The 25816-nt window shown below is 64.1% G+C and carries 27 protein-coding genes and 1 pseudogene; 15 read left to right on the top strand and 13 right to left on the bottom strand.

Annotated elements, in window-relative coordinates:
- The first annotated feature begins 31 nt into the window (after positions 1-31).
- Positions 32-781 (top strand): SDR family oxidoreductase, encoded by a 750-nt coding sequence (locus QRN59_RS11200; RefSeq protein ID WP_284982598.1) that lies wholly within the window; start codon positions 32-34, stop codon positions 779-781.
- A gap of 192 nt (positions 782-973) precedes the next feature.
- Here QRN59_RS11200 and QRN59_RS11195 read toward each other — a convergent pair whose 3' ends face one another.
- Complete coding sequence (locus QRN59_RS11195) at positions 974-1408, bottom strand: acyl-CoA thioesterase (RefSeq protein WP_084784486.1); 435 nt, start codon at positions 1406-1408, stop codon at positions 974-976.
- A gap of 226 nt (positions 1409-1634) precedes the next feature.
- Between QRN59_RS11195 and QRN59_RS11190 the strand changes: the two genes are divergently transcribed.
- On the top strand, positions 1635-2528 hold the full coding sequence (locus QRN59_RS11190; RefSeq protein WP_284982597.1) for a cytochrome c oxidase assembly protein: 894 nt from the start codon (positions 1635-1637) through the stop codon (positions 2526-2528).
- 41 nt (positions 2529-2569) lie between these two features.
- On the opposite strand, the gene QRN59_RS11185 is transcribed toward QRN59_RS11190, so the two are convergent.
- From QRN59_RS11185 to purB, 3 genes are all read right to left on the bottom strand, one after another.
- Complete coding sequence (locus tag QRN59_RS11185; RefSeq protein ID WP_284982596.1) at positions 2570-3073, bottom strand: GNAT family N-acetyltransferase; 504 nt, start codon at positions 3071-3073, stop codon at positions 2570-2572.
- Positions 3074-3197: 124 nt separating this feature from the next.
- Positions 3198-3857 carry a histidine phosphatase family protein gene (locus QRN59_RS11180; RefSeq protein WP_284982595.1) on the bottom strand — a complete coding sequence of 220 codons (660 nt, stop codon included), beginning with the start codon at positions 3855-3857 and terminating at the stop codon, positions 3198-3200.
- Positions 3858-3911: 54 nt separating this feature from the next.
- Positions 3912-5354 carry an adenylosuccinate lyase gene (gene purB / locus QRN59_RS11175; RefSeq protein ID WP_284982594.1) on the bottom strand — a complete coding sequence of 481 codons (1443 nt, stop codon included), beginning with the start codon at positions 5352-5354 and terminating at the stop codon, positions 3912-3914.
- Positions 5355-5546: 192 nt separating this feature from the next.
- On the opposite strand from purB, the gene QRN59_RS11170 reads away from it, so the two are divergent.
- The gene (locus tag QRN59_RS11170) at positions 5547-5855 is read left to right on the top strand and encodes a hypothetical protein (protein ID WP_284982593.1); all 309 of its coding nucleotides are present in this window, start codon (positions 5547-5549) and stop codon (positions 5853-5855) included.
- Positions 5855-7225 carry a hypothetical protein gene (locus QRN59_RS11165; RefSeq protein WP_284982592.1) on the top strand — a complete coding sequence of 457 codons (1371 nt, stop codon included), beginning with the start codon at positions 5855-5857 and terminating at the stop codon, positions 7223-7225. Before QRN59_RS11170 ends, QRN59_RS11165 begins: the two co-directional genes overlap by 1 nt.
- Positions 7226-7255: 30 nt before the next feature.
- Here the strand turns inward: QRN59_RS11165 and QRN59_RS11160 are convergent, their stop codons facing one another.
- On the bottom strand, positions 7256-7681 hold the full coding sequence (locus QRN59_RS11160) for a phage holin family protein (RefSeq protein WP_059388735.1): 426 nt from the start codon (positions 7679-7681) through the stop codon (positions 7256-7258).
- A gap of 90 nt (positions 7682-7771) precedes the next feature.
- Between QRN59_RS11160 and QRN59_RS11155 the strand changes: the two genes are divergently transcribed.
- From QRN59_RS11155 to QRN59_RS11135, 5 genes are all read left to right on the top strand, one after another.
- Positions 7772-8890: a histidinol-phosphate transaminase gene (locus QRN59_RS11155; protein WP_284982591.1), complete on the top strand. Its 1119-nt coding sequence runs from the start codon at positions 7772-7774 to the stop codon at positions 8888-8890.
- Positions 8891-9034: 144 nt separating this feature from the next.
- Positions 9035-10243, top strand: a complete 1209-nt coding sequence (pdhA, locus tag QRN59_RS11150; protein ID WP_284982590.1) for a pyruvate dehydrogenase (acetyl-transferring) E1 component subunit alpha — start codon at positions 9035-9037, stop codon at positions 10241-10243.
- Positions 10243-11223: an alpha-ketoacid dehydrogenase subunit beta gene (locus tag QRN59_RS11145; RefSeq protein ID WP_284982589.1), complete on the top strand. Its 981-nt coding sequence runs from the start codon at positions 10243-10245 to the stop codon at positions 11221-11223. The genes pdhA and QRN59_RS11145 overlap by 1 nt, the downstream gene beginning before the upstream one ends.
- A gap of 57 nt (positions 11224-11280) precedes the next feature.
- Positions 11281-12837 carry a dihydrolipoamide acetyltransferase family protein gene (locus QRN59_RS11140; protein WP_284982588.1) on the top strand — a complete coding sequence of 519 codons (1557 nt, stop codon included), beginning with the start codon at positions 11281-11283 and terminating at the stop codon, positions 12835-12837.
- Positions 12838-12868: 31 nt separating this feature from the next.
- Positions 12869-13483: a phosphatase PAP2 family protein gene (locus QRN59_RS11135; protein ID WP_284982840.1), complete on the top strand. Its 615-nt coding sequence runs from the start codon at positions 12869-12871 to the stop codon at positions 13481-13483.
- Here the strand turns inward: QRN59_RS11135 and QRN59_RS11130 are convergent.
- From QRN59_RS11130 to QRN59_RS11120, 3 genes are all read right to left on the bottom strand, one after another.
- A complete protein-coding gene (locus QRN59_RS11130) occupies positions 13480-13818 on the bottom strand; it encodes a hypothetical protein (protein ID WP_113990649.1) in 339 nt (112 codons plus the stop codon). The two genes, QRN59_RS11135 and QRN59_RS11130, sit on opposite strands and share 4 nt — an antisense overlap.
- Before the next feature lie 154 nt (positions 13819-13972).
- Complete coding sequence (locus QRN59_RS11125; protein WP_284982587.1) at positions 13973-14401, bottom strand: universal stress protein; 429 nt, start codon at positions 14399-14401, stop codon at positions 13973-13975.
- Positions 14398-15705 (bottom strand): aminotransferase-like domain-containing protein, encoded by a 1308-nt coding sequence (locus tag QRN59_RS11120; protein WP_284982586.1) that lies wholly within the window; start codon positions 15703-15705, stop codon positions 14398-14400. The genes QRN59_RS11125 and QRN59_RS11120 overlap by 4 nt, the downstream gene beginning before the upstream one ends.
- 114 nt (positions 15706-15819) lie before the next feature.
- Between QRN59_RS11120 and QRN59_RS11115 the strand changes: the two genes are divergently transcribed.
- The gene (locus QRN59_RS11115) at positions 15820-16647 is read left to right on the top strand and encodes an isocitrate lyase/PEP mutase family protein (RefSeq protein ID WP_284982585.1); all 828 of its coding nucleotides are present in this window, start codon (positions 15820-15822) and stop codon (positions 16645-16647) included.
- Between the two features lie 9 nt (positions 16648-16656).
- On the opposite strand, the gene QRN59_RS11110 is transcribed toward QRN59_RS11115, so the two are convergent.
- From QRN59_RS11110 to QRN59_RS11100, 3 genes are all read right to left on the bottom strand, one after another.
- Positions 16657-17367, bottom strand: coding sequence for a GerMN domain-containing protein (locus tag QRN59_RS11110; RefSeq protein WP_284982584.1), 711 nt, complete (start codon positions 17365-17367; stop codon positions 16657-16659).
- Positions 17368-17532: 165 nt separating this feature from the next.
- A complete protein-coding gene (locus QRN59_RS11105) occupies positions 17533-17931 on the bottom strand; it encodes a DUF1801 domain-containing protein (RefSeq protein WP_284982583.1) in 399 nt (132 codons plus the stop codon).
- Positions 17932-18020: 89 nt separating this feature from the next.
- Positions 18021-18587 (bottom strand): NAD(P)H-dependent oxidoreductase, encoded by a 567-nt coding sequence (locus QRN59_RS11100; protein WP_284982582.1) that lies wholly within the window; start codon positions 18585-18587, stop codon positions 18021-18023.
- 123 nt (positions 18588-18710) lie between these two features.
- Between QRN59_RS11100 and QRN59_RS11095 the strand changes: the two genes are divergently transcribed.
- The 5 genes from QRN59_RS11095 (at position 18711) to QRN59_RS11075 (ending at position 22732) form a co-directional block, all read left to right on the top strand.
- On the top strand, positions 18711-19322 hold the full coding sequence (locus tag QRN59_RS11095; protein ID WP_284982581.1) for a TetR/AcrR family transcriptional regulator: 612 nt from the start codon (positions 18711-18713) through the stop codon (positions 19320-19322).
- Between the two features lie 42 nt (positions 19323-19364).
- Positions 19365-20411, top strand: coding sequence for a Gfo/Idh/MocA family protein (locus QRN59_RS11090; protein WP_284982580.1), 1047 nt, complete (start codon positions 19365-19367; stop codon positions 20409-20411).
- A 203-nt stretch (positions 20412-20614) separates the two neighbouring features.
- A complete protein-coding gene (locus QRN59_RS11085) occupies positions 20615-21277 on the top strand; it encodes a hypothetical protein (protein WP_284982579.1) in 663 nt (220 codons plus the stop codon).
- Positions 21278-21410: 133 nt separating this feature from the next.
- Entirely contained in the window at positions 21411-21962 is a 552-nt protein-coding gene (locus tag QRN59_RS11080) for an RNA polymerase sigma factor (protein ID WP_284982839.1), read from the top strand.
- Positions 21959-22732 carry a hypothetical protein gene (locus QRN59_RS11075; RefSeq protein WP_284982578.1) on the top strand — a complete coding sequence of 258 codons (774 nt, stop codon included), beginning with the start codon at positions 21959-21961 and terminating at the stop codon, positions 22730-22732. Before QRN59_RS11080 ends, QRN59_RS11075 begins: the two co-directional genes overlap by 4 nt.
- Before the next feature lie 25 nt (positions 22733-22757).
- On the opposite strand, the pseudogene QRN59_RS11070 reads toward QRN59_RS11075, so the two are convergent.
- Positions 22758-24292 (bottom strand): annotated as a pseudogene (locus tag QRN59_RS11070) (HNH endonuclease).
- A gap of 371 nt (positions 24293-24663) precedes the next feature.
- Positions 24664-25782 carry an alanine dehydrogenase gene (gene ald, locus QRN59_RS11065; protein WP_284982838.1) on the bottom strand — a complete coding sequence of 373 codons (1119 nt, stop codon included), beginning with the start codon at positions 25780-25782 and terminating at the stop codon, positions 24664-24666.
- Positions 25783-25816: the final 34 nt, after the last annotated feature.

Genomic DNA, 25816 nt, shown 5'->3' with positions numbered 1-25816 from the left:
GTGCCTTCCATTTCCACTCTTTGGAGAACCGATGTCTTTTTCCGACTACAACACCGCCCTCGTCACCGGAGCGTCAACCGGTATGGGTGCCGCGATCACGGAGCGCCTGGCCAAGAGGGGCCTGACCGTTCACGCCGTGGCCCGCAACGAGGAACGCCTCAGCGAACTGGCCGATCGTACGGGTGCCATCCCGCACGTAGTTGACCTGACTGACACAACGGCCCTGACCGCCGTCGTGAGCGAACTGAAGGTCGACGTCCTGGTCAACTGCGCCGGAGTATCCCGGCCCGGGAACCTCCTGGACTCGTCCGAGCAGGACATCGACGAGCTCATCGACGTCAACCTTCGCGGCCTGCTTCAGCTCACGAGGCTGGTCCTGCCGGGCATGGTGGAGCGCGACCTTGGCCACATCATCAACATCAGCTCCATCGCCGGCGTCTACAACTTCTACGGCCACACGGTGTACCACGCCACGAAGGCAGCTGTTCACCAGATCTCGCGCCAGCTCAGGAATGACACGGTCGGCAAGCGCATCCGCGTGACCGAGATCTGCCCCGGCAGGGTGGAAACCGAGATCTTCGGCCGGAACATGGGCGGTACGCCTGAAGCCATGGAAGAAGCGTGGAAGACCTACTACGAGGGCTACGAGTCGCTGACCACTGACGACATCGTCAACGCCCTCGACTACGCCATCGAAACCCCGCGCCACGTCAATGTGGGGATGCTGGAACTCATGCCTACGTTCCAGGTCCCCGGCGGCCTGACCTTCGACAGGCGCTGACCGCAGCCTCACTGAGGCGCCGCGCCCGTTCCGGGCGCCCCAAAGTTCCGGTGACATCACTCCAGTCACCGGAAATACAAGCTGGCGGCCGCGAATTTCGCGGCCGCCAGCACCCGTTTCCGGGGAACTGCTTTTGGACTGGCCCGCCGCTTTAGGGGGCCTGCCGCTTTAGGAGGGCCCGACGTCGGGCGCTCAGTCCTCGTGGAGCGCTTGCGTCAAGTGGTGCGTGGGGATGCGGTCACGGTCATAGGTGATTTCCGTGTAGCCGTGCGGTTCCGGCCGGCCGTCGTGCCCGAGGTTGACGAACACGATTTCCTCGATGGTCAGGATGCTGTCGCGGGTGATCATGTTGCGCACTTCCGCTCGCATGGTCAGTGACGTCCGGCCGAAGCGGACTGCGGTCAGGCCCATCTCCACTAGGTCGCCCTGAACGGCCGAGCTGACAAAGTTGATTTCGGAGATGTACTTGGTGACGGCGCGGCCATTTCCAAGTTGGAGGATTGCGTAGATTGCCGCTTCCTCGTCGATCCATTTCAGCAGGCTTCCACCGAACAGCGTGCCGTTGGCGTTGAGGTCCTCCGGACGTATCCACTTGCGGGTCCGGAACGTGATGTCAGCCTTTTCCATAATGCGAGATTAGCCGAGGCCGGGCGCCCGCGTCTCCTGCGGTGTGCCATGCTTGGCGCGACTCCGTAACATGGATACGGTGCACCCGGTTCAGGGCACAACACGACACGCCGATTCGCGCACCATGCGGCACACCGGGAAAGCGCTGGAGGAACACCATGAAGATCGACAAAACCCATCGCAGTGCCGGGCTGAGCACCCGGCCTTCCGACGTGGACCACTGACCATGCCACCGTTAAACGCCGTGTTGGGCGCCTGGTCAATGAATTGGCCCGCCCTGGTCATCCTTATTGCCGCAGTCGTCCTGTATTCAAAGGGCCTGATTGCTGCCAAGCGTCGGGATATCCGCTGGCCTCTGTGGAACTCGTTTGCCTTCTTCGTGCTGGGCCTGGGTAGTTTCGCGGCCCTCAGCTTTGGATTCCCGGGAACGTACAGCCACGACCTACGGTGGGCGTTCACCCTCAAAGTGACGTCCTACCTGTTTGTGGTCCCGCTGTTGATTGGCTTGGGCAAGCCGTTAACCCTTGCAAGGCAGACCCTTTGCCCCGTTGGCGCTGCGAGGCTGGAAGCGGTACTCGGGCACCGGCTCGTTCGCATGCTCAGCAACACGCTCGTGGCGGCGCTTCTCGGACTCGCCATGTTCACAGTGTTCCTGACCCCGTTTTTCTACGTGCTCCGGACCAACCCAGCCGCCGACGTCATCCTGACGCTGCTGGTGCCCGCCATGGGCCTCCTCATGACCGTACCGATCATGGAAGACGGCGCAGGACGCACCTCATCGCTCATCGTCGTCGAGTTCATCTTTGTATTTATTGAGCTGCTCGCCGATGCGGTGCCTGGGGTCCTGATGCGGCTCAGTCCGGGAATTCTTGACGGCGCCACGTCAGTCTTGGGCAATCAGCCAGGCTGGTTTCCCTCTCCGCTACGGGACCAGCAACTCGCAGGAGACCTGATGTGGTTCCTCGCGGAGATCGTGGATCTTCCCCTCATCATCCTGATGTTCGTCCGGTTCTCCCGGAGCGACAAGCACGAGGCCAAGAGCTTCGACGACCTGAGCGATGAAGAAATCGAAGCACTGAATCGGGCCCATCTGGGGCAGGGCGGACGCAGCCTGGATTGATCGGTGGGGCGGCAGGCCTGGAGCGGTGGGCCAGCCTGTCCTTAGGCCATCGCCGTGTGCGAGGCGCTGTGCGAATCGATCGGCTTGGCGTAGCAGTGCGAGTGGCTGACACCAATGTAGGGGCCGAAGTTGGGCACTGCGGCGAAGCCGGCGCTTTCGTAGAAGCTGCGGCCATCCGATTGGGCCGAACCCGCTTCCGCTGTGATCATGCTGAAACCGTGGGCATGCGCCTGCGCCTCCAACGCGGCAAGGATAGAGCTGGCCACTCCTGAGCCCCTCGCGTAGGGGACGACGTATAGACGCTTGATTTCCGCGGTTTCGGCATCCAGAATCCTTAGCCCTCCGCAACCCAGGGGCTGGCCGGAGCACTTTTCGTAGGCAACGACGAAAACGGCCGTGTCCGCTTCCGACGGCGCGGGTCCGGGCTCGTGGTCTGAGTTGCCGAACCGGGCGTCCAATTCCGCTTGCTGCGCCGCGCGGAGGTCTGCACCCACCGGGTTAGCCCAGGTGACCTGTCTGATGTTGAGCCGCGGATTGGTCTGCATCGGAACCTCTTTCGCCGGAGGGGGTTATGCCTATCAAGCCTAAGAAGCGGGGGTTACCGCGGTGTTTCCTGCGCGTAAGCGTCCGGAGAAATACCGGTGCGTTGGGGTTGGCCTCAAGCAGCCGTCATTCGATGGCGTCGCCGGTGGGATCTTCGACCGTCCGGTCGGCCAAGGCAAGTCCGCCTACCGGGCTTTGGTCCCAGTGCAGCAGGTGCCAGCCGCCCTCCGGGTCGCCTTCGAGCACCACGATTCCGGTGTTCTGCAGCTGGTGGGTGGCGGCGAACTCGCGGCCGACATCCACGGCACGGCGACCTGCCCAGCAGCGGATCGCGGCACCGTGGCTGACCACGACGGCGGTTTCGTCGCCTGCCGCTGCCACCTTGGCAATGGCAGCGTCGTAGCGGGCGAAGAACTCGTGGCCATCACCCGCGCCCGGCATACGGAGGTCGAGTTCACCGTCGGTCCAGGCGAAAACGGTGCTCATGTACCGGTGGTGCGATTCGTGGTCGGTGAGCTTCTCCAAGGCCCCGGCCTCAATCTCCTGCAGGCCGTGCAACACAGTGGCCTCGAGCCCTAGGGCTTTTGCAAGCGGGGCGGCCGTCAGCTGGGTACGGACCAGCGTGGACGCATAGATGGCCGTGATGTCCTCGTTGGCGAGGGACTCCGGGAGCGCAGCGGCCTGACGTTCGCCGAGTTCAGTCAGTCCCGGACCGGGAAACGCCGTGTCCAACTGCCCCAGGACGTTTCCGGGGGTCTGCCCGTGGCGGATAAGCAAGAGCCTCATGCTGACACAGTTCCTTACATCGATCCGGAAACGCCGGGTCCGCAGCGCCGCGTTCTACTTCAGGTGGTCCACCAACTGGTCCGCGATACCGGTGTACTTGCCCGGAGTAAGTGCCAGGAGGCGTGCCTCGGCTTCGGAAGACAATCCCAGGCTCGAGACGAACTCCTGCATGCGGACGGCATCGACGCGCTGACCGCGGGTGAGATCCTTGAGTCGCTCGTACGGGTTCTCCATTCCCTCGACGCCGGCGATGGCCTCGGCGCGCATGACCATCTGGATCGCCTCGCCCAGGACTTCCCAGTTGGTGTCGAGGTCGGCTGCCAGTACTTCCTCGGCAACGTCAAGGGCCTTCAGTCCCTTGGCAACATTCGAGATTGCAAGGAGCGAGTGCCCGAATGCGACGCCGATGTTGCGTTGCGAGGAAGAATCAGTGAGGTCTCGCTGCCAACGGGAGGTAACCAGCGTCGCGCCCAGAGTGTCCAACAATCCGTTGGAAATCTCCAGGTTGGCTTCGGCGTTTTCGAACCGGATCGGGTTGACCTTGTGCGGCATGGTGGAGGAGCCGGTGGCGCCGGCAACCGGGATCTGCCGGAAGTAGCCAATCGAGATGTAGCTCCAGATGTCCGTGCAGACGTTGTGCAGAATGCGGTTGAAGCGGGCGACGTCGGCATAGAGCTCTGCCTGCCAGTCGTGGCTCTCGATCTGGGTGGTCAACGGGTTCCACGTCAGTCCCAGGCCTTCAACGAAGGACTGGGCCACGGCCTCCCAATCGGCACCGGGAACGGAAGCGACATGTGCGGCATACGTGCCGGTAGCGCCATTGATCTTGCCCAGGTACTGGGTCTTGGAAACCCGGTCCAGCTGGCGGCTCAGGCGGTGCGTGATGACTGCCAGTTCCTTGCCAAGAGTGGTGGGAGTGGCCGGTTGGCCGTGCGTGCGGGAAAGCATCGGGACGGCGCGGTTCTCCTCGGCCATCGCTTCGATCTGCTTCACCAAGGCGCTGGCCGCAGGGAGCCAGACATCTTCCACGGCACCCTTGACGCCCAAGGCGTAGGAAAGGTTATTGATGTCTTCCGATGTGCAGCCGAAGTGCACCATCGCGGTCAGGTTCTCGATACCGATCGCGGGGAGGCGGCGGCCAATGTAGTACTCGACAGCCTTGACGTCGTGGACCGTGACGGCTTCGATTTCAGCGAGTTCCGCGACGGAAGCGGAGTCGAACTCGGTGACGATGGCGCGCAGCTTCTCTTGCTGTTCGGTGCTCAGGGGCCCGGCGCCGGGAAGTACGTTGTTGCTGGTCAGGTGGATGAGCCACTCGACCTCGACGGCCACGCGGTCGCGGTTGAGAGCGGCCTCGGACAAATAGTCGACCAAGGGAGCGACGGCGGACTGGTACCGGCCGTCCAGCGGGCCCAGGGCGATCGGCTCCGGCGACGCGGCGAGAGCCAGGCGTCCGGAGGGCGTACGGGTAACAGCGGCGGCGACGGTTTCAGGCATGGGGCAATTCTTTCATGAACTCGGCTCGCGCCATCAAGCCGGACTTCACTATGTGCATAACATCGCGGCCTCCTCTTCCTGGCAGTGTTTCCGGCAGGTTATCCACATAGCCGGTCACGGCGGTTCCGCGCCACCGGAGCACAACGTAGCGTCGCTGCCACAACATCAATGGACATGGAGGAGGACAACGTCTTGAGCGGCATTCTTATGGCGGCCGGAGGAGCGGATCTGGATTCGCAGCAATGTATTTCACGAGCCGCGGAAATCCAGAAGCTCGGGCGGAGGATGAGCGTCTGCGCGGACCAAGCCGACGCCGTTCTTGCCAAGCTGGCGCAGTTGCAACTCGAGCAATGGGAGTCCCCGGCCGGCCGCGCCTACCGGACCACGCTGGCTTTGCAGGCCGCCTCCCTTCGAAGGGGGCGTGATGCCTTGGGCGAGGCCGCTGCCGCCACCCTCCGCCATGCCCGGAATGTGGCATCGAAACCCCAGTCCGGCTTCTGATGGCCGAGGTCGCTCCTATCGGTGCGGGCGGAACTCCCAACCCTCGAACACCCGGCCCGGATGGCACTTTGCGGATACGCGGCGGAGTGGGCGGAATCCGCTTCCAATTCGAAGAGTTGCTTGCTGGCGCTGCCGCGCTTGACGGACTCGTGCTCCAACTGCAGGCCATTGAAGTGGAAGCCGAAGCGGTGAGGGCGGCTCTCTTCCCGTACCAGGCCTCGTCCTATACGAGCGGAAGCAACGCCATCATTGCCGTCGGCGAGAGCGGCCGGGACATTGGACGGGTCCGCGAACAGCTTCAACGGATTGGGAACGATGTCAGGGCAAGCCACCGTGAATACGAGTTTGCCGAATCGCACGCGGCGATCAGGCTGCGGATGGGCATGGGAATGCCAGTCCTCACGACTGGTCCGAACCCCCTGGACCTCGGCGGGAGGGGCGCCACAGAAGGAGCCGTCCGGGATCTGACCCGGATATTGGCGCTGATGATGGGGCTACCCCCGGCAGCGGCGAACCTTTCAGGGGCGATCGTCGGACCTACTGATGTGGGCGCCGTCCTGAGAGCGATCGTGGCGATTCCCGCATTCGCCTTCCTCAGGCCGCGTCCTATTTCGGCCAGCAGGGGAGAGATCGCCACCAAGAGCGTGGACCTTTCGGCCGCAGGAATGCTCCGGGAATTGGATCACGTCGGCACCACTTCAGAGGCCGAAATTGAAGTGGTCCAAGTAGATAAGGACGGAGAACGCGCGTGGGTGGTGTTGATTCCGGGCACGCAGCCGGGCAATCCGCCCGGAGGCAGCAATCCACTGGACGAAGCCGGGATTGCCGAAGCGCTGGGTTACAACTCGACGGAAACCAGCAAGGCCGTCCGTCAGGCGTTGCTTGAGGCAGGCGCCGCAGCCGGCGAAACGGTGGTGGCCGTCGGCCACAGCCAAGGGGGAATCCATGCCATGAACTTGAGCAAGGACCAAGCGTTCCTCGCCGAGTATGACCTCAAGTTTGTGGTGACAGCTGGATCACCCGTCGGCGGGATCACCCCGGAAGCCGGCATCGGGAGCCTGCACTTGGAGCACGAACAGGATTGGGTTCCCGGCGCGGAAGGCAAAGCGAATCCGGACACCAAGGACAGGGTTACGGTGACCATGACCAATCCGGTGGTCCTGGAACCCGGCGAAGACCAAGGCATTGGTCCGGCTCACAAGCTCTCACGGTACGAGGAAGGGGCAAAGCTGGTGCAGCTCAGTTCCGATCCTTCACTGGCCGCTTCCACAGCAACTCTGGGCGGAATACTGGGGGCTGGTGGAGTGGTCAAAGCGACCCGGTTCAAGCTGACCCGCGAAACGCCGCCGGCCCCGCGGGGAGGACGATGAAAGCCAGGCAACATGCCGGCCTAAGGCTCCTTACCGCCTACCGCCCGGAATCCAGCTGGCGACCATGGAGATCAGGCTGATGATGATCGCCGCGAGAACAGCGGTCCAGAAGAAACGGTCGATGGTGAGGTGTACCGGCGTGTAGCTACTGAGCCACGCTGTCAAGGACAACATGGCTGCGTTGATGACAATCGTGAACAGGCCGAGGGTAAGGATCGTGATCGGAAGGGAGAGCAGCTTGACCAGAGGCCGCACAAAGGCATTGACGATGCCAAAAATGAGCCCTATGAAGAGATAGGCAAGAACCACGCCCAAAGTGTCGCCGCCTTGGGTGACCCCCGCATTGCTCACTGCGTTGGTGGTTGCTGAAGTGGAGATATCCATCCCCGGCAGAATCCAGCTGGCAACCCAGAGGGCCAGCCCGTTGATCAGGACACGCACAATGAATGAACCCATACGCCCATGCTTTCACATGCGCCGGTTTTCCCATGCACTGCCCAGAGGGCTTGCCGGCATGGCCCGAAGCCCTGCAAGTAGGCTGGTGCCATGAATTCTTCTGACAACGCACCGGAGGGCGTGCGTCCCCGCCCGGTTGTGGACAGGCTCCCCAAATATGCTGCGGGAAAGCCTCCCGCAGCGATAGAGGGCCTGACCAGTTACAAACTGTCGTCCAATGAAAACCCGCTACCCCCGATTCCCGCTGTGCTCCAGGCAATCGCTGATCAGTCGGACATCAACCGGTACCCGGACCCTTTGTCCACCAAGCTGCGCACGGCGCTCGCTGACTTCCTGGGAATCCCCGCTGACGACGTCGTCACCGGAGCCGGAAGCCTCGGGGCCCTGAACCAGATCCTTGCCACCTTCGCCGGACAGAACCACGACGGTAAGGCTGATGAGGTTATCTATGCCTGGCGCTCCTTCGAGGCCTACCCGATCAGCGTAGGGCTGGCCGGTGCTGACAGCGTCCAGATCCCGTTGCTTTCCGACGGCCGACACGATCTCGAAGCCATGGCGGCAGCTGTGACCGTCCGCACCAAGGTGATTCTGCTTTGCACGCCAAACAACCCCACGGGTCCCATCCTCACCGCCGAGGAAACCGAACGGTTCATCCAGTCAGTGCCGGCGGGCGTCGTCGTTGTTATCGATGAGGCCTACCAGGAGTTCGTCAGGAACGAGAACGCCGTTGACGGTATCAAGTTGTACCGCAAGTACCCGAATGTCGTGGTCCTCCGCACCTTTTCCAAGGCTCACGGCCTTGCGGGGCTGCGCGTTGGATACAGCGTTTCCGGTCCGGATCTCACCCAGCACCTGAGGGTCGCTGCCACGCCGTTTGCCGTTTCGCAGGTTGCCGAACGCGCCGCCATTACTTCGTTGGAGAATTTCGACCAAGTTGTGGAAAGGGTACAAAGCCTTGTTGACGAGCGGGATCGGGTTACCGCAGGGCTCCGGGAGCTGGGATGGTTCGTGCCCGAGGCTCAAGGCAACTTCGTGTGGCTGAATCTTGGGGAGAATAGCGCCGAATTTGCAGGACTAGCAGGCGAGCGGGCGTTGTCTGTGCGGGCCTTCGGCAATGAAGGCGTCCGGGTCAGCATCGGAGAAGTCGAGGCCAATACCCGATTCCTGGAACTCTGTGCGTCCTATACAAAAGCGCCGCAGCCTTCCTAGCGGTTAACAAATGCCCCTGTGTCCCTTACTGCGGATAAAGTAAGGGACGAAAGCCAAGATATGCCGATTCCGGAATGCATTCCGGAATCGGCATATATCAGCGAATATTGCTCAGCATCGGGCTGTGGCAGGCAAGGAGACGGAATGGGCGCAACTCAATTGCCCACCCCCGGGATCAACGGAACAGGACTGGGTCAGCAGTCTCCGGCGGGAGGCGCTTCAGGCGATCCCGCTGCCGAGATGATCCAGCTGCTGGGGCCGGACGGCAAGCTAGGGACAGATCCCGTCTTCTCGGACTACGCCAAGCGCCTTGATCCTGAGCAGCTCCGGGGCTTTTACGCCGACATGGCCAAGGTCCGCCGCTTCGATCAAGAGGCCACGGCCCTTCAGCGCCAAGGCGAGCTGGCTCTTTGGGTTCCCCTCACCGGCCAGGAGGCCGCCCAGATCGGTTCCGGACGCGCCACTCAACGGCAGGATTACATCTTCCCCACATACCGGGAACACGGCGTTGCATTGACCCGTGATGTGGATCTGGCGGAACTCCTGAAGCTCTTCCGCGGAATTTCGAATGGTGGCTGGGATCCCACCGAGAACAACTTCCATCTCTATACCCTCGTGCTTGCGGCCCAGACGCTGCATTCCGTGGGTTACGCCATGGGAATCCAACGGGACCAGAAGCTCGCGGAAGCCAACGGTTCCAATGACCCGAAGGCTGCTGTTGTGGCCTACTTCGGCGACGGTGCCAGCTCCGAAGGCGACGTCCACGAATCCATGGTCTTCGCGGCCTCCTACAACGCTCCCGTGGTGTTCTTCTGCCAGAACAACCACTGGGCCATCTCGGTCCCCACCGAGGTCCAAACCAAGGTTCCCCTGTTCAACCGGGCCAAGGGATACGGCTTCCCGGGCATCCGGGTGGACGGCAACGACGTCATCGCAGTCCATGCGGTTACCGAGTGGGCGCTTGAACACGCACGCGAAGGCCGCGGTCCGGTGCTCATTGAGGCATATACGTATCGTGTTGGTGCCCACACCACGGCGGATGACCCCACCAAGTACCGCGAGTCCGCCGAAGAAACCGCATGGCGCGGCAAGGATCCTCTGGACCGCCTCGAGAAGTACCTTCGTAGCGAAGGCCTGGCCGACGAAGCTTTCTTTGAGCAAGTCAGGGTTGACGGCGACAAACTCGCTGCCCATGTCCGCAGCACCACGCAAAGTCTGCAGGGCCCGAACTTCCGCGAGTCATTCGCGGGGGTCTATGCCGAACCGCACCCGCTGGTGGCCGAGGAACTTGCTTGGTTCGAGGAATACTCCGCCGGATTCGAAGGCGACGAGGAAGAGGGGACAGGCAACTGATGACCACCATGACCATTGCCAAGGCCATCAACGAAGGCCTGCGTGCCTCGCTCACCAATAATCCGAAGTCCTTGCTCATGGGAGAAGACATCGGGCCGCTGGGTGGCGTCTATCGCGTGACCGATGGACTCATCAGGGAGTTCGGTGCAGACCGGGTAGTTGATACCCCGTTGGCTGAGTCCGGCATCGTCGGCACTGCCATAGGCCTGGCCTTGCGCGGCTACCGTCCCATCTGCGAAATCCAGTTCGATGGTTTTGTGTTCCCCGGCTTCAACCAGATCACTACGCAGCTGGCCAAGATGCACTCGCGCAGCGGCGGCAAGCTGACGGTTCCCGTGGTCATCCGCATTCCCTATGGTGGCGGCATCGGCTCGATCGAACATCACTCGGAGTCGCCGGAAGCGCTGTTCGCCCACACGGCCGGCCTGCGGATCATCACCCCGTCCAATGCCCACGATGCCTACTGGATGATCCAGCAGGCTGTTGACTGCACGGACCCGGTCATCTTCTTCGAGCCCAAACGCCGCTACTGGCTCAAGGGCGAGGTTGACACCGAAAACCCAGGACCGGCGTCGGACCCCTTCCAGGCGCACGTCCTGCGCGAAGGCTCGGACGCCACCATCGTGGCCTACGGGCCGCTGGTACCGGTCGCGCTGGCCGCCGCAGCGGCGGCGGAAGAGGACGGGCGCAGCATCGAAGTGATCGACCTCCGCTCGATTTCCCCCATCGACTTCGATACCGTCACGGCTTCTGTGAAGAAGACCGGCCGCTTGATCGTCGCGCACGAGGCCCCGACATTCGGGGGGATAGGCGGCGAGATTGCTGCGCGGATCAGTGAGCGTGCCTTCCTGCACCTTGAGGCTCCGGTTATCCGCGTGGGCGGCTTCCACATGCCGTATCCCGTGGCGAAGGTGGAAGAGGACTACTTGCCGGACATCGACAAGATCCTCGAAGCCCTGGACCGTTCCCTGGCCTACTAGCCGCCCCTGATTGCACCCGCCGCCCAGCGGACGGGCCAGCCGAGATCGAGGACCTAAGTGACTGTTAAGAAATTCAACCTGCCGGATGTCGGCGAAGGCCTGACCGAGGCGGAAATCGTCTCCTGGAAGGTCAAGCCCGGCGATACCGTGGCCATCAACGACGTCATCTGCGAGATCGAGACCGCGAAGTCCCTCGTGGAATTGCCGTCCCCGTATGCCGGCACCGTGGCGGAATTGCTGGTCGCCGAAGGCATCACGGTTGAAGTCGGAACCGCGATTATCGGCATTTCCGACAATGCGCCGGGAGAACCAGAGCCCGCCCCGGCGCCGGCTTCGCCCTTGGCCGTACCGGCACCCTCCGCTGAGCCTGCCGCCGAACAGCTCGTCGAGACCCTGATGTACGGCAAGTTGCCCGACGACGCCGGAACGTCCGACGGCGGTCCCGCCGGCGGTCCGCTGGTTGGCTCCGGTCCGAAGGCCGACGCCGTCAAGCGCCGCCCGCGTAAGCGCCCGGAAGGCGCCGCCGCTGCAACCGTGGCCGCGCCGGGCACGGCACCCGCCGTCGTCGAACCAGTCGTCGAGCCTGCTGCTCCGGCCGTGCCCCCGGTTGCCGAACAGCAGCCAGCGGCCACAAGCCAGGGAGCCGCAAACCCCGGATCTGCAAGCCAGGCGCCGGGTCTCACCGGCCTTGGCGCAACGGTCAGCGGCCTCGTCAACCGCGTGTTGGCCAAGCCTCCGGTGCGCAAGATCGCCCGCGAACTTGGGATTGACCTGGCCGACGTCGTTCCCACGGGTGCCCGCGGCGAAGTGACCCGGGAGGACTTGGTCAGCTACCAGTCGCAGCGCGATGCCGAGGTGGACCAAGCAGACAAGTTCTGGGGTGCGTCCAAGAAGCCGCAGGATCAGCGAGTGGAACGGATCCCTGTCAAGGGCGTCCGCAAGGCCACCGCCAAGGCGATGGTGGAGTCCGCCTTCACGGCCCCGCATGTGAGTATTTTCGTGGACGTCGACGCCAGCCGCACGATGGAATTCGTCAAGCGGCTCAAGGCCTCCAGGGACTTTGAGGGCATCAAGGTATCGCCGCTGCTGATCCTCTCGAAGGCCGTGATTTGGGCGGCCGCCCGCAATCCGAGCGTTAATGCGACCTGGGTAGAGAACGCCGACGGCAAAGGCGGAGCGGAAATCCACGTCAAGCACTACATGAACCTCGGTATTGCCGCAGCAACCCCGCGCGGGCTCATGGTGCCGAACATCAAGGATGCCCAGGACCTTTCCCTCAAGGAACTGGCCCTCGCGCTTAACGAGCTGGCCAGTACGGCACGCGCGGGGAAGACCCAGCCCGCGCAGATGCAGGGCGGCTCACTGACCATCACGAACGTTGGCGCCCTCGGCATCGACACCGGAACGCCCATCATCAACCCGGGCGAGGTGGCGATCGTCGCGTTCGGCACCATCAAGCAAAAGCCCTGGGTGCTCGACGGCGAGGTCATCCCCCGCTGGATCACAACGCTCGGCGGTTCGTTCGATCACCGGGTGGTGGACGGGGACCTCTCTGCACGCTTCATGGCCGACGTGGCGTCCATCCTTGAAGAGCCGGCTCTGCTGCTTGACTGAGCGGAGCGGCATTGGGGGACGGCAGAGCGGCATTGGGGGACGGCGGAGCGGCGTTGGGGCCCGGCACCGTGTTGCCCGGGTCCTGACGGAAGTCTTCCAGCCGCCCGCCGTCGTGTCCGTCTTGCTGCTCATCAGCCCTGCGGTGCAGCCGGGTTTCCCGGGGACAATATGGTTCGGTGTCCTGGGGGCGCTCTTTGTGTGCGTGCTGCCGCTGGCCTACGTCCTGCTCTTGGTGAGGCTCGGCAAACTCAGCGACCACCACGTCAGCGATCGCAAGGAGCGTGCGCCCTTGCTGATGCTAGCCCTCGTGTCGGTGGTCGTGGGGCTGGTGGTTCTCAATCTGATCCACGCCCCGACGAGCGTTTCAGTGATGATCCTTGCCCTGATTGGCGGCATCACGGTGTTGGCCGCAGTCAGCCTCGTGTGGAAGATCAGCGGTCATGCCTCGGCAATTTCCGCGGCTGCAGTCATCGCGGCCCTCATGTTCGGGCCGGCGTGGTTGCCGCTACTGCTTCTGGTTCCGGCCGTCGGCTGGTCCCGCGTCGTCCTACGGGACCATACTCGCGGCCAGGTCATCGCCGGCTCGTTGTTCGGCGGGGTGGTCATCGCGGGACTTTGGTGGGTCCTGCGCGGTTGGCTGGGCTAGTAGGACGTGTAGCTGAGCGCAAGGTCGCGCAGTTGCTGGTCGCTCATGCTGCCGATCATGCCAAATGACAGGACCATGGCCAGGGCTCCGACGGCGAGCATCGCCGAAGCAACCACGAGCAACAATTTCCAGTCGGAACGAAGGATGCTGCGGAACGTCTCCGGCATCTGGAGCAGCGGGGAGATCATGTTCGGAGCGCTGTCTACCGAGCCGTCGTCAAGAAGTGCCACGATGCGGTCATTTGCCCGGTCGAAGCGCATGGAGCTGATGTGGTTGCCATGGCGGGCAAGCAGGATGTCGTGTCCGACGCGTTGGCGCGGCTGCAGAGTAAGCAAAAGGGATCCCCTACGGGTTGTTGTGATGGGCGGCTCGCGCCCTTGGGGGCCACTTCAATTTTACCGGCGGCGTCCTAGCCGCACGGCCAAAATCGGGGTGAGACCGCCCACCACAACGCGTGATCCCCGTCAAAGCCCGGGGCCGGGGAGTCGCTTAAGGTTCGTCCGTCTTGGCGATGTAGACGTCGCACGGCGCATTGTGCGCCACCGTGTTGGCAACGCTGCCGAGAACCCTGGCCAGTCCCTGCATGCGGCGGTTGCCGACTACGATCACTTGGGCACCCACACGTTCGGCTTCCTTGACGAGGGCCTCTCCGGCTTTGCCGAAGACAGCTCCATAGCTTGTGGTCAACTGATCGGAGGCGAGTTCCGCAGCCACCTTGCTGGCCACCTTCTCCGCGGCGTCGGCGTCGGAGAGAATCCACTTGTCGCCTCCGCTTTCGACGACCTCCACGTGGGCGCCTTCAAAAGCGGTGATGACGCGCAGTTCCGCGCCCAGTGCGGTCGCCAAATTCTTTGCCGAATCGGCGGCCCGCCTTGCTGTTGCGCTGCCGTCGACTCCGACGAGGACTATTCCGCTCATATATCTGCTCCTTTGCTGATGACTTCAATGGCTTCTTGCAAAACCGGCGCCAATCGGCGGACGCCTTCGGCGATGGACTCCGGTGGCACTGCGCTGAAAGCCAACCTCAGTTTGTTGGATGGTTCGTCAGAGTGCGTGAACGCCGCGCCGGGGATGAACACGACCCCTGCCTCGATCGCCTTCTTGAGCAGCGGATAGGTGTCGACGCCGTCGGGCAGGGTGACCCAGACGAAGAAGCCGCCCTCGGGCCTGGTCCAGCTGAGGCCGGAAGGCATGTGCTCTTCCAACGCCACCAGCAGAGCGTTGCAGCGTTCCTCGTACAGGGCCCGGTAAGTGTCAATCTGCCCGCGCCAGTCGTAGTCCCGAAGATATGCCGAGATGATCATCTGGTTCAGGGTGGGAGGGCACAGTGTCACGGCTTCAGAGGCCAGGTAGAAGCGCCGCTGCAAGTGCTCGGGTACTAGTGCCCATCCGATTCGCAGTCCAGGGGCAAAGATCTTGGAGAACGAGCCCATGTAGATGACGTCATGCTCGTTCGCGGCCCGCATTGGTTCCAGCGGGTTGCCGTCGAAGCGCAAAAGGCCGTAGGGGTTGTCCTCCAGAACCAGGATATTCGCATTGCGGCATATATCGACGATTCGCTGACGCCTCGCCGGAGCGAGTGTGATGCCGGAGGGGTTGTTGAAGTTGGGGATCGTGTAGAGGAACTTGATGGTCTTGCCCTCGGCCTGAAGCGCCGCGATCTTGGCTTCGAGGAGCTCCGGGACCAAGCCGTCGTCGTCCATGTCCACTGTCTCGACCTGGACCTGGTACGCCTCGAAAGTGTTCAGTGCGCCCACGTAGGTGGGGTTTTCCACGAGGACGACGTCACCAGGGTTGCAGAAGACCTTCGTGGCCACGTCCTGGGCCGACTGGGAACCCGCGGTGATCACCACGTTCTCCGGCCGGGCGTCCAGGATGCCCTCCGCGGCCATGATCTCGCAAATCTGGGTGCGCAGTTCCTCGGTGCCTTGGCCGCCGCCATACTGCAGCGCCGTCATGCCTTCTTCCGCGATGATCCGAGCCGCGGTTTGGCCGAGTTTCTCGAGGGGCAGGGACTGCAGATAAGGATTTCCGCCGGCGAGGGAGACGAGTCCCGGCCGCATTGAAATGTCGAAGACGTCACGCACGGCGGATTGCTTGATGTTGGCGGCGCGCTCCGAGAAAAGTTCCTCGTGGCGGTGGGCGGCAGTTGCTGCTCGCTCTATTGCGTCGATTGCTTCCGCGGGCAACTCGGGCCCGGCATCCAATGTTTCGTGGGTCACATTGAAAGGATACTCCCCGGAGTTGCCAACTGAGCAACGGATGTTTCATCCTAATTTTGGTATTCGCGGTGCGAAGCGCTTTACGTACTGACGGAGGAGGGCTGGAATAGAGCCATGACGATGCATCCCGAACTCGAATCCAAGGCCCTCCGTTTCCGCGAGCTCCATGCCGCGCCGCATGCGCCGTTGGTGCTGGTGAATGCGTGGGATGCGGCATCTGCGCGGATGGTCGAGGAAGCGGGAGCGACGGCGGTGGCGACCTCCAGCTCGGCAGTCTCCTGGAGCCTGGGGTACCGGGACGGGGACCACCTTCCGCGGCAACTCGCGATGGAAGCACTGTCGCGGATCGCAAAGGCCACCAGCTTGCCCGTGACTGCGGATATCGAGACCGGGTACGGGCGTACGGACGAAGAACTCCAGGCCACGGTTCGAGCTGTGCTGGACGCGGGTGCCGTCGGGATCAATATCGAGGACTCAGCGGACCAGCCGCTGAGCGAGATCGCCGAACAGTCCCGACGAATCGCCCTGATCAGACAGACGGCCGAGGACGCGGGAGTCGGACTGTTCATCAATGCGCGTACGGACACTTATTGGTCTGGAAAGTTTCCGGACAGCGCATACGAGGAAACGCTGCGCCGTGCGGATGCCTATCAGCGGGCCGGGGCTGACGGAATATTCGTGCCGGGGTTGACGGACCTCCACATTCTGCACGAACTTTCCCGGCGGATCAGTGCACCGCTCAATGCACTGGCTGGCTTGGGTTCGCCGTCGCCCGGAGAATTGCACGACGTCGGCGTGCGGCGAATCAGCATTGGCGGCAGCACGGCCCGGGCCGCCTACGCGAAGGTCTCGAGGCTGGCAATGGAAGTTCTCGGCGATGGAAACTGGTCCGGCCTCGCCGGGACCCGGAGCTACGCAGATATGGACGCGCTATTCGAGTAGCCGGCCACCTCAGCGCAAACTCAAGACGTCCGCCAGGATGTTCCCGTCGATGTAGATCGCGGCCTGGGATGCTCCCGTAGCCGCCACCGCGGTCTGCGCCAGCTGAGTTTCGATCCGCGGGTGGTCGCACACGCCTCCAGGGCGAAGGGACCCGCTCAGGTTCACGACGGCGGTGGTGCCGTCGAGGTAGCCCGAAACGTATCGCAGCGCGGAACCAGAGAGCGCGTTGTACAAACCTTCCCGGGACGCGGTTCCATCGGGCGCCAGCAGCTGCGCTATCGCCACGGCCAGCGGGTCGCTGCCCGGAGGGGCCGTGATGTGGACAGCCACGAGGCTGTCGTCACAGCCGAACCGCACACCGCGGCTGCCGCCGTCGCCGATTGCCACGAAATACACAGTGGTTCCAGTCGATTCGCCGGCGGTTGGGAGGGGCAAGGGAACCGGCGCGGCTACGGGCGCTTTCGGGCTCGCCGTGGTTGGGAGCGATGCCGCGGGTGGGGGGTTGATATACGGGGGAGGTGCCGGGAGGGGCATGGGAATCGGCCCGGCTACCGGCTCCTGCGTCGCCTGCACGGAGTCAGGTGAAGTCGGTTGCGCGGAGCGTGACCCGCCCGGATCGCCGCCGCCGGGGGAGGCGCAGCCAGCCACGCAGAGCGCGAGGGATAGACATAGCGCGGCGACCGCCGCCGTCGTGCATTCCATGCCGCGTCCGACCCGCATGACAGCCCCCGCTCCTGCCCTGATCACCCTTGGTGCCTGTATCTCAACGTTACGGCTGGCCGCACGGGTGTGGGCCGCTCCGTCCATGACGGTTCGGCCTCAGCTCAGTCACGGAATGGTAGCGGTGCGGTGACGGCTTGCTTCCGCTCCGAAGGGGCGTTGGGGCTAGTCCGTTCCCTTGATCTTCCGCCAGCCGCCGACGCGGTTGTTCGCCGCGATCTGCCGCAACATGGTGGTGAGCGGTGCACGCGGAATCTTGTCGTGCTCGTGGAAGGTGATCATGCGGGCGGTCTTGTTGCCGTGCCCCGATGTGATGATGTTGTCCGGGTCAGGGACAATTGCGCCGTCGTAAAGGAACAGGTTGACGTGGTCCTTGGCTGCGAGCAGCGCGCAAACGTTGCCGTCGAGGACGAAATAAGGCCGTGTGCGGCGCTTGATGGTTTCGACGATTTCGGGCTCGGCTTCGTGGATGAGGTCGCGTAGTTGCTCGGCGATGGAGCGTTGCCAGTCCGGGAGGGCCTCGAGGTAGGCATCGACTTCAGGGTGGCGGTTGTAGTCGGCCATGCCGCCATCGTATCGACAAAGAATGCCCCCGCCCACGCCTCAATGGCGGGACGGGGGCATTTTGGCTGCACGCGGGGCGAACCGGGGAACTAGGCGGCTGCTTCTTCTTCCTGGACAGCGGTCAGGGGCTCAAAGATGCCCTTGATCTGCTCGACAACTTCGGCGTCGTCCTTGGGGTGCAGTTCGGCGAAGCGGATCATGGAGCCTGGAACGGCGAGCTTGACGTCGTCGAGGACCTTGGCGCCGGCGATACCGGCTGCCTTGCGGGCTTCGTCCTGCGCCCAGACGCCACCGAACTGGCCGAAAGCGGTGCCGACGACGGCGGTCGGCTTGCCTGCGAGGGCGCCGGCGCCGTAGGGGCGGGACAGCCAGTCGATGGCGTTCTTGAGGGAAGCGGTCAGGGTGCCGTTGTGTTCGGGCGTGACAAACAGGAGGGTGTCAGCTTCGGCTGCTGCTGCACGCAAAGCCGCGGCTTCGGCCGGAACCTGGCCTTCGACGTCGATGTCTTCGTTGTAGAACGGGATGTTGCCGAGGGAGCCGTGGATCAGTACTTCGACGTTTTCCGGGGCGTTCAGCTGGATGGCTTCGGCGAGCTTGCGGTTGTGGGAATCGGCGCGGAGGCTGCCAACAAGGGCGAGAACGGTGTTCTTGGACATGGGAACTCCTTGGGTCTGGCCGCGGACAGTGCCGCAGGCGTTCGGTTTTGGAGGCTTTTGCTGCCTTCGTAGATTCTAAACGGACTGCGGTCCGCTTAATATTCCCAAGGCTAGAATGTTTTTGTGAGCCTCATCCCCATCCGGCCCGGATCGCCTTTCGGGGCGCAGCCGGAGCGCAGCGACGCCGCGCGTAACCGCGAACGGCTCCTTCAAGCTGCCAGGGATCTCGTGGCCGAACATGGCGTCGACGCCGTCACCATGGACATGCTCGCCTGCAGGGCCGACGTCGGGAAAGGAACGGTTTTCCGCCGTTTCGGCAGCAGGGCAGGACTTATGATGACCCTCCTAAGCGACGCCGAAGCGGAATTCCAGCGTGAGTTCATCTTCGGTCCGCCGCCGCTCGGCCCAGGAGCGCCCCCACGTGAACGCCTCATTGCGTTCGGCGAAGCCCGCATCAAATATGTCGAAGAATACGGCGAGCTGGCCCGTGCCGCGGCGGAACATTCCCCGCAAAACCGGCACGACGCCCCGCCGGTCGTGTTGTGGCACCGGCACATCGAGATGCTGCTGCGGGAAGCGGGCCTGGACCGCGATCCTTGGCTCCTGGCTCTTTCCCTCGGCGCCACCCTGGATCCCGAGCGCATGCTCCATTCCCTTCGCGTTCACGGAGTCCCGCCTGAGCGCCTCTCAGCATCGTGGCGCGAGCTCGTTACGCGCCTGCTGAAAGACTGCTGACAAAACCTTCGCCGGGCTGCCTTGGCCCGGTAGCGTAGCGGCATGACCCACACACCGATCCGCACCGCCGTCGTCGGCTATGGCCTTTCCGGCAGCGTCTTTCACGCGCCGTTTATCGCAGCCAATCCTGCGTATTCCCTCGACGTCATCGCTACTTCGGACGCGGGCCGCAAGGCCCAAGCGCAGGAACGGTATCCCGGCACGAGGATCGTGGACAGCCCGGAAGACGTCTTGGCCCTTGCCGGGGAACTGGACCTCGTGGTGCTCGGCACGCCGCCCGCAACCCATCACCCGCTCGCGAAGGCCGCGCTGGAAGCCGGGCTCGACGTCGTCGTGGACAAGCCTTTCGCCGTGAGCAGCGCGCAGGGGCAGGAGCTGATCGAGCGGGCCGCGAGGTTGGGCCGCGTGCTTACCGTCTACCAGAACCGCCGCTGGGACGGCGATGCCCTCACGGTGAAGAAGCTGCTCGACGCCGGGACGCTAGGCGATGTCATGCGTTGCGAAGCGTCAATGGAGCGGTGGGCGCCCGAAATCAGCAAGGCGTGGAAGGCAAGCGCCACGGCGGACGACGGCGGTGGGCTGCTCTTCGATCTGGGAACCCACCTGCTGGACCTGGCTATCCAAATGTTCGGTCCCGCCGAAGTCCTCCATGCTGAAATCCTGGCGCGACGGCCACAAGAAAAAGCCGATGACGACGTATTCCTGGTCCTGAAGCACGCTTCCGGTGTGACGAGCCACGTCGCCATGAACGTCAACAGCCAGCTTCACGCTCCGCGCTTCCGCATCCTGGGCAGCAAGGGCGGCTTCGTGAAGTTCGGAATCGATCCACAGGAGCCCTTCATCCTGGCGGGCGGGCTGCCCACAGATGGCGGCTACGGCGTCGATGATCCGCAGTACTACGGCACCCTGGAAATCGATGGCGTGCGGACCCCGGTGCCCACTGAGCGCGGCGCCTACCAGGAGTTCTACCGGATCCTTGGGGAGAAGATCGCCGACGGCGGTGCCGCCTCCGCCTTGCCGCTCCCCGTGGATCCGGCCGGACCGGTCGAGGTACTCAAGCTGATTGAGCAGGCCAGGGCGCTCGCCTGACCGGCGCGAACTGGCATCAAATGACCCCAAAACGCTTGGGAAAGGTCATCTACTGCCAGTTCGCCTGAAAGTTTTTTGGCTCGGGCGTAACCTCGCCGGGACCCCCAGCGATGTAAGGGGAGTGTGGACAACGTCCGCACTGATCATCCAGTAGCGACAAAGCCGCTGCTGGAGCAGTCCCAAAACGTTTGTCGGAGGGTTTCATGTCCTTGTTCACTGTCCTTGCCACCAGCAAAATCGCCGCCGGCGTCCTTGCCGCCGGAGCTGTAGCGGTTGGCGGAACCGGCGTCGCAGCCTTCAATGGAGCACTTCCCAACGAAATGCAGAAGAGCGCCCACGAGCTGCTCGGAGCCCCGGCTCCGGTCGCTTCCAAAGCAGCCGAGTCCGCACAGTCCAAGACGGCTGAGGAGTCCCAGATGGCCACGTCCAAGGCCACTGACGCCGCTGCCGACGCAAAGTCCAAGGCGACTGACGCCGTCGACGACGCAAAGTCCAAGGCCGCCGCAGCAGCCGCATCGGCCAAGGCCACCTCACCGGAAGCGTTCGGCCTCTGCACCGCACTCCTCAACGGCGGCCTCAAGGCTGACGCCAAGGTGCCCGGCTACTCCTCACTGGTTGTCGCCGCCGGCGGCGAGGCCAACGTCAACGCACACTGCGCAACTGTAGTGTCCGAAGGCAAGGCTGCCGGCTTGAACGCTGACGGATCCGCTTCCGCCAAGGCAGACGCCGACGGAACCGCCGCCGTGCCGGCTGTTCCCGCAGTGCCGTCCGCACCGGCCGTCCCTGCTGTTCCTGCCGTGCCGGCTGTGCCGTCCCACGTGCCGACCGCACCTGTGCACGTGCCGTCCGATTCCGTCAGCCCGTAACACTGCGGCTACGCTTGAACGGCGGGGCTCCTTGGCTAAATGACAAGGGGCCCCGCGACGCAACAGACTGCAGCAGCGGTCATTTCCCAGGCCAGGGACGATGACCGCGCTGCGTGGGATGGAGGGGTCGCGGGTGCTGGACCCTTTGGCTGATGAATATTTGCAGGCGGACGAGGAAGATCCCGCACTGCTCTTCACGGCTGCCTACAACGAGTTTTCCGGACCGGTGTTTGGATACCTTCGCGCCCGCGGCGTAGACGATCCGGAAGCAGTTACCCAGGACGTGTTCCTGGCTCTCTATCCCAAACTGGATACCCTCCGAGGAGGTCTCCAGGGGGCGAAGACCCTGCTCTTCTCCATAGCGCACGCGCGAATGGTGGATCACTATCGCAAGCGGGAACGCACCCCTGATTCCGCGCCCTATGAATCCGATCTGGATTCGCGGCGCGCGCCTTCGGCCGAGGACCAGGCATTCGGGCATGGGGAAGGCCTGGCCGTAACCGAGCTACTGGCCGACCTCAACCCCGACTACCGGGAGGTCCTGGCCCTACGGGTCGTGGCGGACCTGTCGTTGGAAGAAACAGCGGCCATCATGGGCAAGTCCCAAGGAGCCGTGAAGCAGTTGCAGCGCAGGGCATTGAGTGCACTGAGAGAACGTGCACTACTAAGGAATGGCACATCATGAGCGAAAAATCCGCATCTTTCGGCGAGCAAGGCATTGACCGCCTGCTTGATGAAGCCGGGCTCGACGAAGCGTACGAGATCCGGACCGAGTTGCTGGAACTGCGCGACCTTGCGAGCAGCCGGCCGCAGCCATCGGCGGCAGTGCAAGCCTTGATGGCACCTGCCCGCGTCACGGCCGCGCCGGTTGAAGCTCTTGCGCCGGTTGAAGCTGTTACCGCCGTGGAGACTGTTGCGCCAGTTGGGGCGGCTTCCCGTGCCGCGGCTGCACCTCTTGACGAACTGGCCGCCCGTCGCCGTAAAAAGGGCCGTTTGACCTTCGCCGCTGTTGCCGTTGCGGCTTCCCTTGCCGCCGGAGCTACCGCTGCGGCCGCGTCCGACGGCGGCATTCCCGGAACGATTGAACACTTGGGCGCCGTGGTGGGATCGGTAGTTTCCCAGCTAAGCCCTGGATCGGGCGGCAAAGCTCCGCAACAAGGGACACGTCCGGAGCCTGGTCCCATGGTCACCACGGGAACAAGCATTCCCGCGTCGCCTTCGCCGGAGTCCTCCAACCCCGACGCCCAAAACAACAACACACATCCATCGCCGCATGCCACTCCCAGCGCTACCGCGCCCGGGTCCGAGTCGGATCCGCGTAATGGATTGCATGACATCACCAAGGGCCGCCCCGGAGCTATCACGATCCCGACGCCGGCGGTCCCAACGCCCACGCTCCCGTTGCCCCAGCCCGTTCCCTCCGAGATCCTCCCGGGCAACCCGGTCAAGCCATAGCCGGCGTCGTGCTCGACTGAGCTGCTCACGCGGCGGTGTGTAATTCGGTGACGCGGGCGTATTTCAGCGCCTTGGCGTGGTGTCGTAGCTTGCGTCGCTGGTGTCTGGAACGCGGAGGCTTATCTTCTGGCTCGTGGGTGCCTGGCAGGGGTGGGGCTGTTGATCGGTAGTGGTGTCCGGTGGGGGTGCGGATGTCGAGGACGTGCCGTGTCCCGGGGCCGGTTTTTGCTGTCGGGGTTCGTGCCATCCAGCCGGTGAGTTCTTTGGTGTGGTTGCAGGCTTCGAACAGGCACGCGCCGTTGGCCAGGCTGGTGGGTCCCCCGTTGTGCCACGGGACGATGTGGTCGAAGTGCCGGATCGGTGCGTCGCAGTAGGGGGGGCGGCAGGAGTCGTCGCGGGCCTGGATGAAGCGCCGCAAGCCTGCCGGGAAAAGCCGCGCCCGCGAATCGACGCCGACAAGCTCCCCGGTCCCGGGGGCGGTGAAGAGGCGCCGGAGCCAAACCTTCAGGTCCTGATCCTGCCCGGCTTGGTCCTGCCGAAGCCCGTGGCCAGGCTGTTTGTCTCCGCGCTGGCCGGGTTCGACGTGCTCGTTCCCGGTGAGGAGTGTCCTGGCCCAGGCGGCGGGGACGATCCCGTAGCCAGGCAGGCGGGCCGGCTCGGCATCGCCCTGGAACAGGGTCCGGTCGGTCATGACGAGCTGCACCTCCACCCCGCTGATCCCGGCGGGGGTGCCGGTGGTCCGTTCGATGAGGGCGTCGGCCATGATCTGGCCCCGGGACCGGGTCTCCCCGGCGGAGCGGAGGGTGTCGGCGTGCCGGGACAGGGCCGCGTGCACGGCCACGCCTGGGCGACGGGGAGCAGGGCGGTGAGGTAGGTCATGGTGTCCGGTGCCGGGCGCAGGCTGACGTGCCGTTCCGTGGCGGCGTGGCTGGCCCGCCGGGTGACCGAGCGTGGGTCCCGGCGGTAGGCCGCGGTCCGGGCCGCGGCGATGATGGCCTTGTCTCCCATACCGTCGAACGTCCCAGCGTCGGCGGCCAGTTCCTCGTCCACGGCGCAGCGTTCTTCGGCGGCCAGGCAGGCTGTTTCCTTCACGAGCAGGGTGGCGCGCCATTCGTTGAGGTGTCCTGACTCGAGGGCGGCGAGGGTGTGCGGCATTTCGCTCACGAGGGCTTTGGCGAGTCCGTGGAGCCGGGATCCGCGGGCGGGGGATTCCCGCCGGGCCAGGGCCACCTGTGCGGCGACCCCGCGTCCCCGCTCCTCGGCCGGAACACCCGCCGCCGTCTCGGCGCTGCGCTGGGCGGCATCGAACGCGACGGCGATCCTCGCCTGCGCGGCCGCGGCCGCGGCCGCGGACTTCAGGTCCTCCAGTGCACGCAACTGGTTGATCAGTTCAGTGCCGCCCGCCAGTTCAAAGGCAGCGGCCGGGCGAAGCGACTTCACGACATCGATCAGGTCCTGCACCCGAACGCGCGGGACAACGACACCGGGGACAGCATCCGGGACCGCGCCGCCGGACGGCGCGCCCGCTCCTATCAGCTGTGTTCCCCGAATGCCGGCCATAAACCAAGCATTTCAGGGACCTACGACATTATTAGGCCGAAGAGACCCGTCCAATCGAAAGAACTTAAAAAAGTTTGAAGAACTACATAGGACAGGCCATTGACAATGAACTGCACCCAATTATGTGGAGCCGCAGTTAAGCGGTTATGCGCAGGGGGACGTTATGCGGGCGGTGGAGGTTTCAAGGAGCGTATTCCTTCCCGGGTCCCTCGGAGGAACCCCTGTCCGCCAACAGCGGACCGGAGCTCAGGCGGGGAGAGTGCGGCCCGTCCCGTACCCAAGAGTGCCTACGACGGCGGGGTGCCGCTTCCATGGAAGCCGCACCCCGCCGTCGGGGTCGCTAAGCCGCGCCCGTCAGCGGCCGAGTGAAACTAAGCCGAAACCAGGTTGTGCCAGTCGGCGACGAGGGGCAGGTTGTGCGCCTCGGAGACCGAGCGGTGCGTGACCTTGCCTGCGGCGATGTTGAGGCCGGCGGCCAGGGCAGGGTCGCGGTCGAATGCGGCCTTGACCCCCAGGTTGGCCAGTGACACCGCGTAGCGCAGCGTGACGTTGGTCAGAGCGTAGGTGGAGGTGTTCGGAACGGCGCCCGGCATGTTCGCGACGCAGTAGAAGATCGTGTTGTGGACCTTGTACGTGGGTTCCTGGTGCGTGGTGGGGTGCGTGTCCTCGAAGCAGCCGCCCTGGTCCACGGCGATGTCCACCAGCACGGAGCCGGGCTTCATGCGGGAAACCAGCTCGTTGGTGACAAGCTTGGGGGCCTTGGCGCCCGGGATCAACACGGAACCGATGACGAGGTCGGCGTCGACCACGGACTTCTCGATCTCGTACGCGTTGGAAGCGACCGTCTTCAGGCGGCCCTGGTAGAGGGCATCCAGTTCGCGGAGGCGGTTGATGTTGATGTCCATGATGGTGACATCGGCGCCCAGGCCAAGGGCCATGGCGGCGGCGTTGGTACCGGCAACACCGGCGCCGAGGACAACGACCTTGGCCGGGCGGACACCCGGGACGCCGCCCAGCAGCACACCCTTGCCACCGGCGGGAGCCATGAGGGAGGAAGCGCCGACGACGACCGACAGGCGGCCGGCGACCTCGGACATCGGCGCCAGGAGGGGCAGAGCGCGGCCGTCCTGGACGGTTTCGTAGGCGATGGCCGTGACGCCGGAGTTGATGAGTTCCTGGGTCAGCTCGGCCTCGGCGGCCAGGTGCAGGTAGGTGAAGAGGATCAGGCCCTTGCGGAAGCGGTGGTACTCGGCCTTGATGGGTTCCTTGACCTTCATGACCATGTCAGCGCGTGCCCAGACGTCGTCGGCTTCGGCCACGATCTCCGCACCGGCAACCGCGTATTCCTCGTCCGTGATACCGGAGCCCAGGCCTGCGCCTCGTTCCACCAACACAGTGTGGCCGTGGGTGCGGAACTCGTGAACGCCCGCGGCTGTGATGGCAACGCGGAATTCGTTGTTCTTGATCTCTTTGGGGACACCGATGATCATTTTGGGCTCCATGTTCGAAAGGCTTCAACGGCCT

Source organism: Arthrobacter sp. efr-133-TYG-118, from assembly GCF_030209755.1.
Taxonomy (GTDB): Bacteria; Actinomycetota; Actinomycetes; order Actinomycetales; family Micrococcaceae; genus Arthrobacter.
Note: the sequence above shows the minus strand (reverse complement) of the source record. Positions and strands in the feature narration are given on the sequence as shown.

What these genes read in the sequence shown, in the direction of transcription:
- pdhA (WP_284982590.1), top strand. Translation starts at nt 9,035, where the DNA reads ATGGGCGCAACTCAATTGCCCACCCCCGGGATCAACGGAACAGGACTG.
- QRN59_RS11200 (WP_284982598.1), top strand. Translation starts at nt 32, where the DNA reads ATGTCTTTTTCCGACTACAACACCGCCCTCGTCACCGGAGCGTCAACC.
- QRN59_RS11085 (WP_284982579.1), top strand. Translation starts at nt 20,615, where the DNA reads ATGTCCTTGTTCACTGTCCTTGCCACCAGCAAAATCGCCGCCGGCGTC.
- QRN59_RS11090 (WP_284982580.1), top strand. Translation starts at nt 19,365, where the DNA reads ATGACCCACACACCGATCCGCACCGCCGTCGTCGGCTATGGCCTTTCC.
- QRN59_RS11110 (WP_284982584.1), bottom strand. Translation starts at nt 17,367, where the DNA reads ATGCGGGTCGGACGCGGCATGGAATGCACGACGGCGGCGGTCGCCGCG.
- QRN59_RS11100 (WP_284982582.1), bottom strand. Translation starts at nt 18,587, where the DNA reads ATGTCCAAGAACACCGTTCTCGCCCTTGTTGGCAGCCTCCGCGCCGAT.
- QRN59_RS11180 (WP_284982595.1), bottom strand. Translation starts at nt 3,857, where the DNA reads ATGAGGCTCTTGCTTATCCGCCACGGGCAGACCCCCGGAAACGTCCTG.
- QRN59_RS11105 (WP_284982583.1), bottom strand. Translation starts at nt 17,931, where the DNA reads ATGGCCGACTACAACCGCCACCCTGAAGTCGATGCCTACCTCGAGGCC.
- QRN59_RS11155 (WP_284982591.1), top strand. Translation starts at nt 7,772, where the DNA reads ATGAATTCTTCTGACAACGCACCGGAGGGCGTGCGTCCCCGCCCGGTT.
- QRN59_RS11075 (WP_284982578.1), top strand. Translation starts at nt 21,959, where the DNA reads ATGAGCGAAAAATCCGCATCTTTCGGCGAGCAAGGCATTGACCGCCTG.
- QRN59_RS11190 (WP_284982597.1), top strand. Translation starts at nt 1,635, where the DNA reads ATGCCACCGTTAAACGCCGTGTTGGGCGCCTGGTCAATGAATTGGCCC.
- QRN59_RS11145 (WP_284982589.1), top strand. Translation starts at nt 10,243, where the DNA reads ATGACCACCATGACCATTGCCAAGGCCATCAACGAAGGCCTGCGTGCC.
- QRN59_RS11185 (WP_284982596.1), bottom strand. Translation starts at nt 3,073, where the DNA reads ATGCAGACCAATCCGCGGCTCAACATCAGACAGGTCACCTGGGCTAAC.
- QRN59_RS11195 (WP_084784486.1), bottom strand. Translation starts at nt 1,408, where the DNA reads ATGGAAAAGGCTGACATCACGTTCCGGACCCGCAAGTGGATACGTCCG.
- ald (WP_284982838.1), bottom strand. Translation starts at nt 25,782, where the DNA reads ATGATCATCGGTGTCCCCAAAGAGATCAAGAACAACGAATTCCGCGTT.
- QRN59_RS11115 (WP_284982585.1), top strand. Translation starts at nt 15,820, where the DNA reads ATGACGATGCATCCCGAACTCGAATCCAAGGCCCTCCGTTTCCGCGAG.
- QRN59_RS11165 (WP_284982592.1), top strand. Translation starts at nt 5,855, where the DNA reads ATGGCCGAGGTCGCTCCTATCGGTGCGGGCGGAACTCCCAACCCTCGA.
- QRN59_RS11160 (WP_059388735.1), bottom strand. Translation starts at nt 7,681, where the DNA reads ATGGGTTCATTCATTGTGCGTGTCCTGATCAACGGGCTGGCCCTCTGG.
- purB (WP_284982594.1), bottom strand. Translation starts at nt 5,354, where the DNA reads ATGCCTGAAACCGTCGCCGCCGCTGTTACCCGTACGCCCTCCGGACGC.
- QRN59_RS11125 (WP_284982587.1), bottom strand. Translation starts at nt 14,401, where the DNA reads ATGAGCGGAATAGTCCTCGTCGGAGTCGACGGCAGCGCAACAGCAAGG.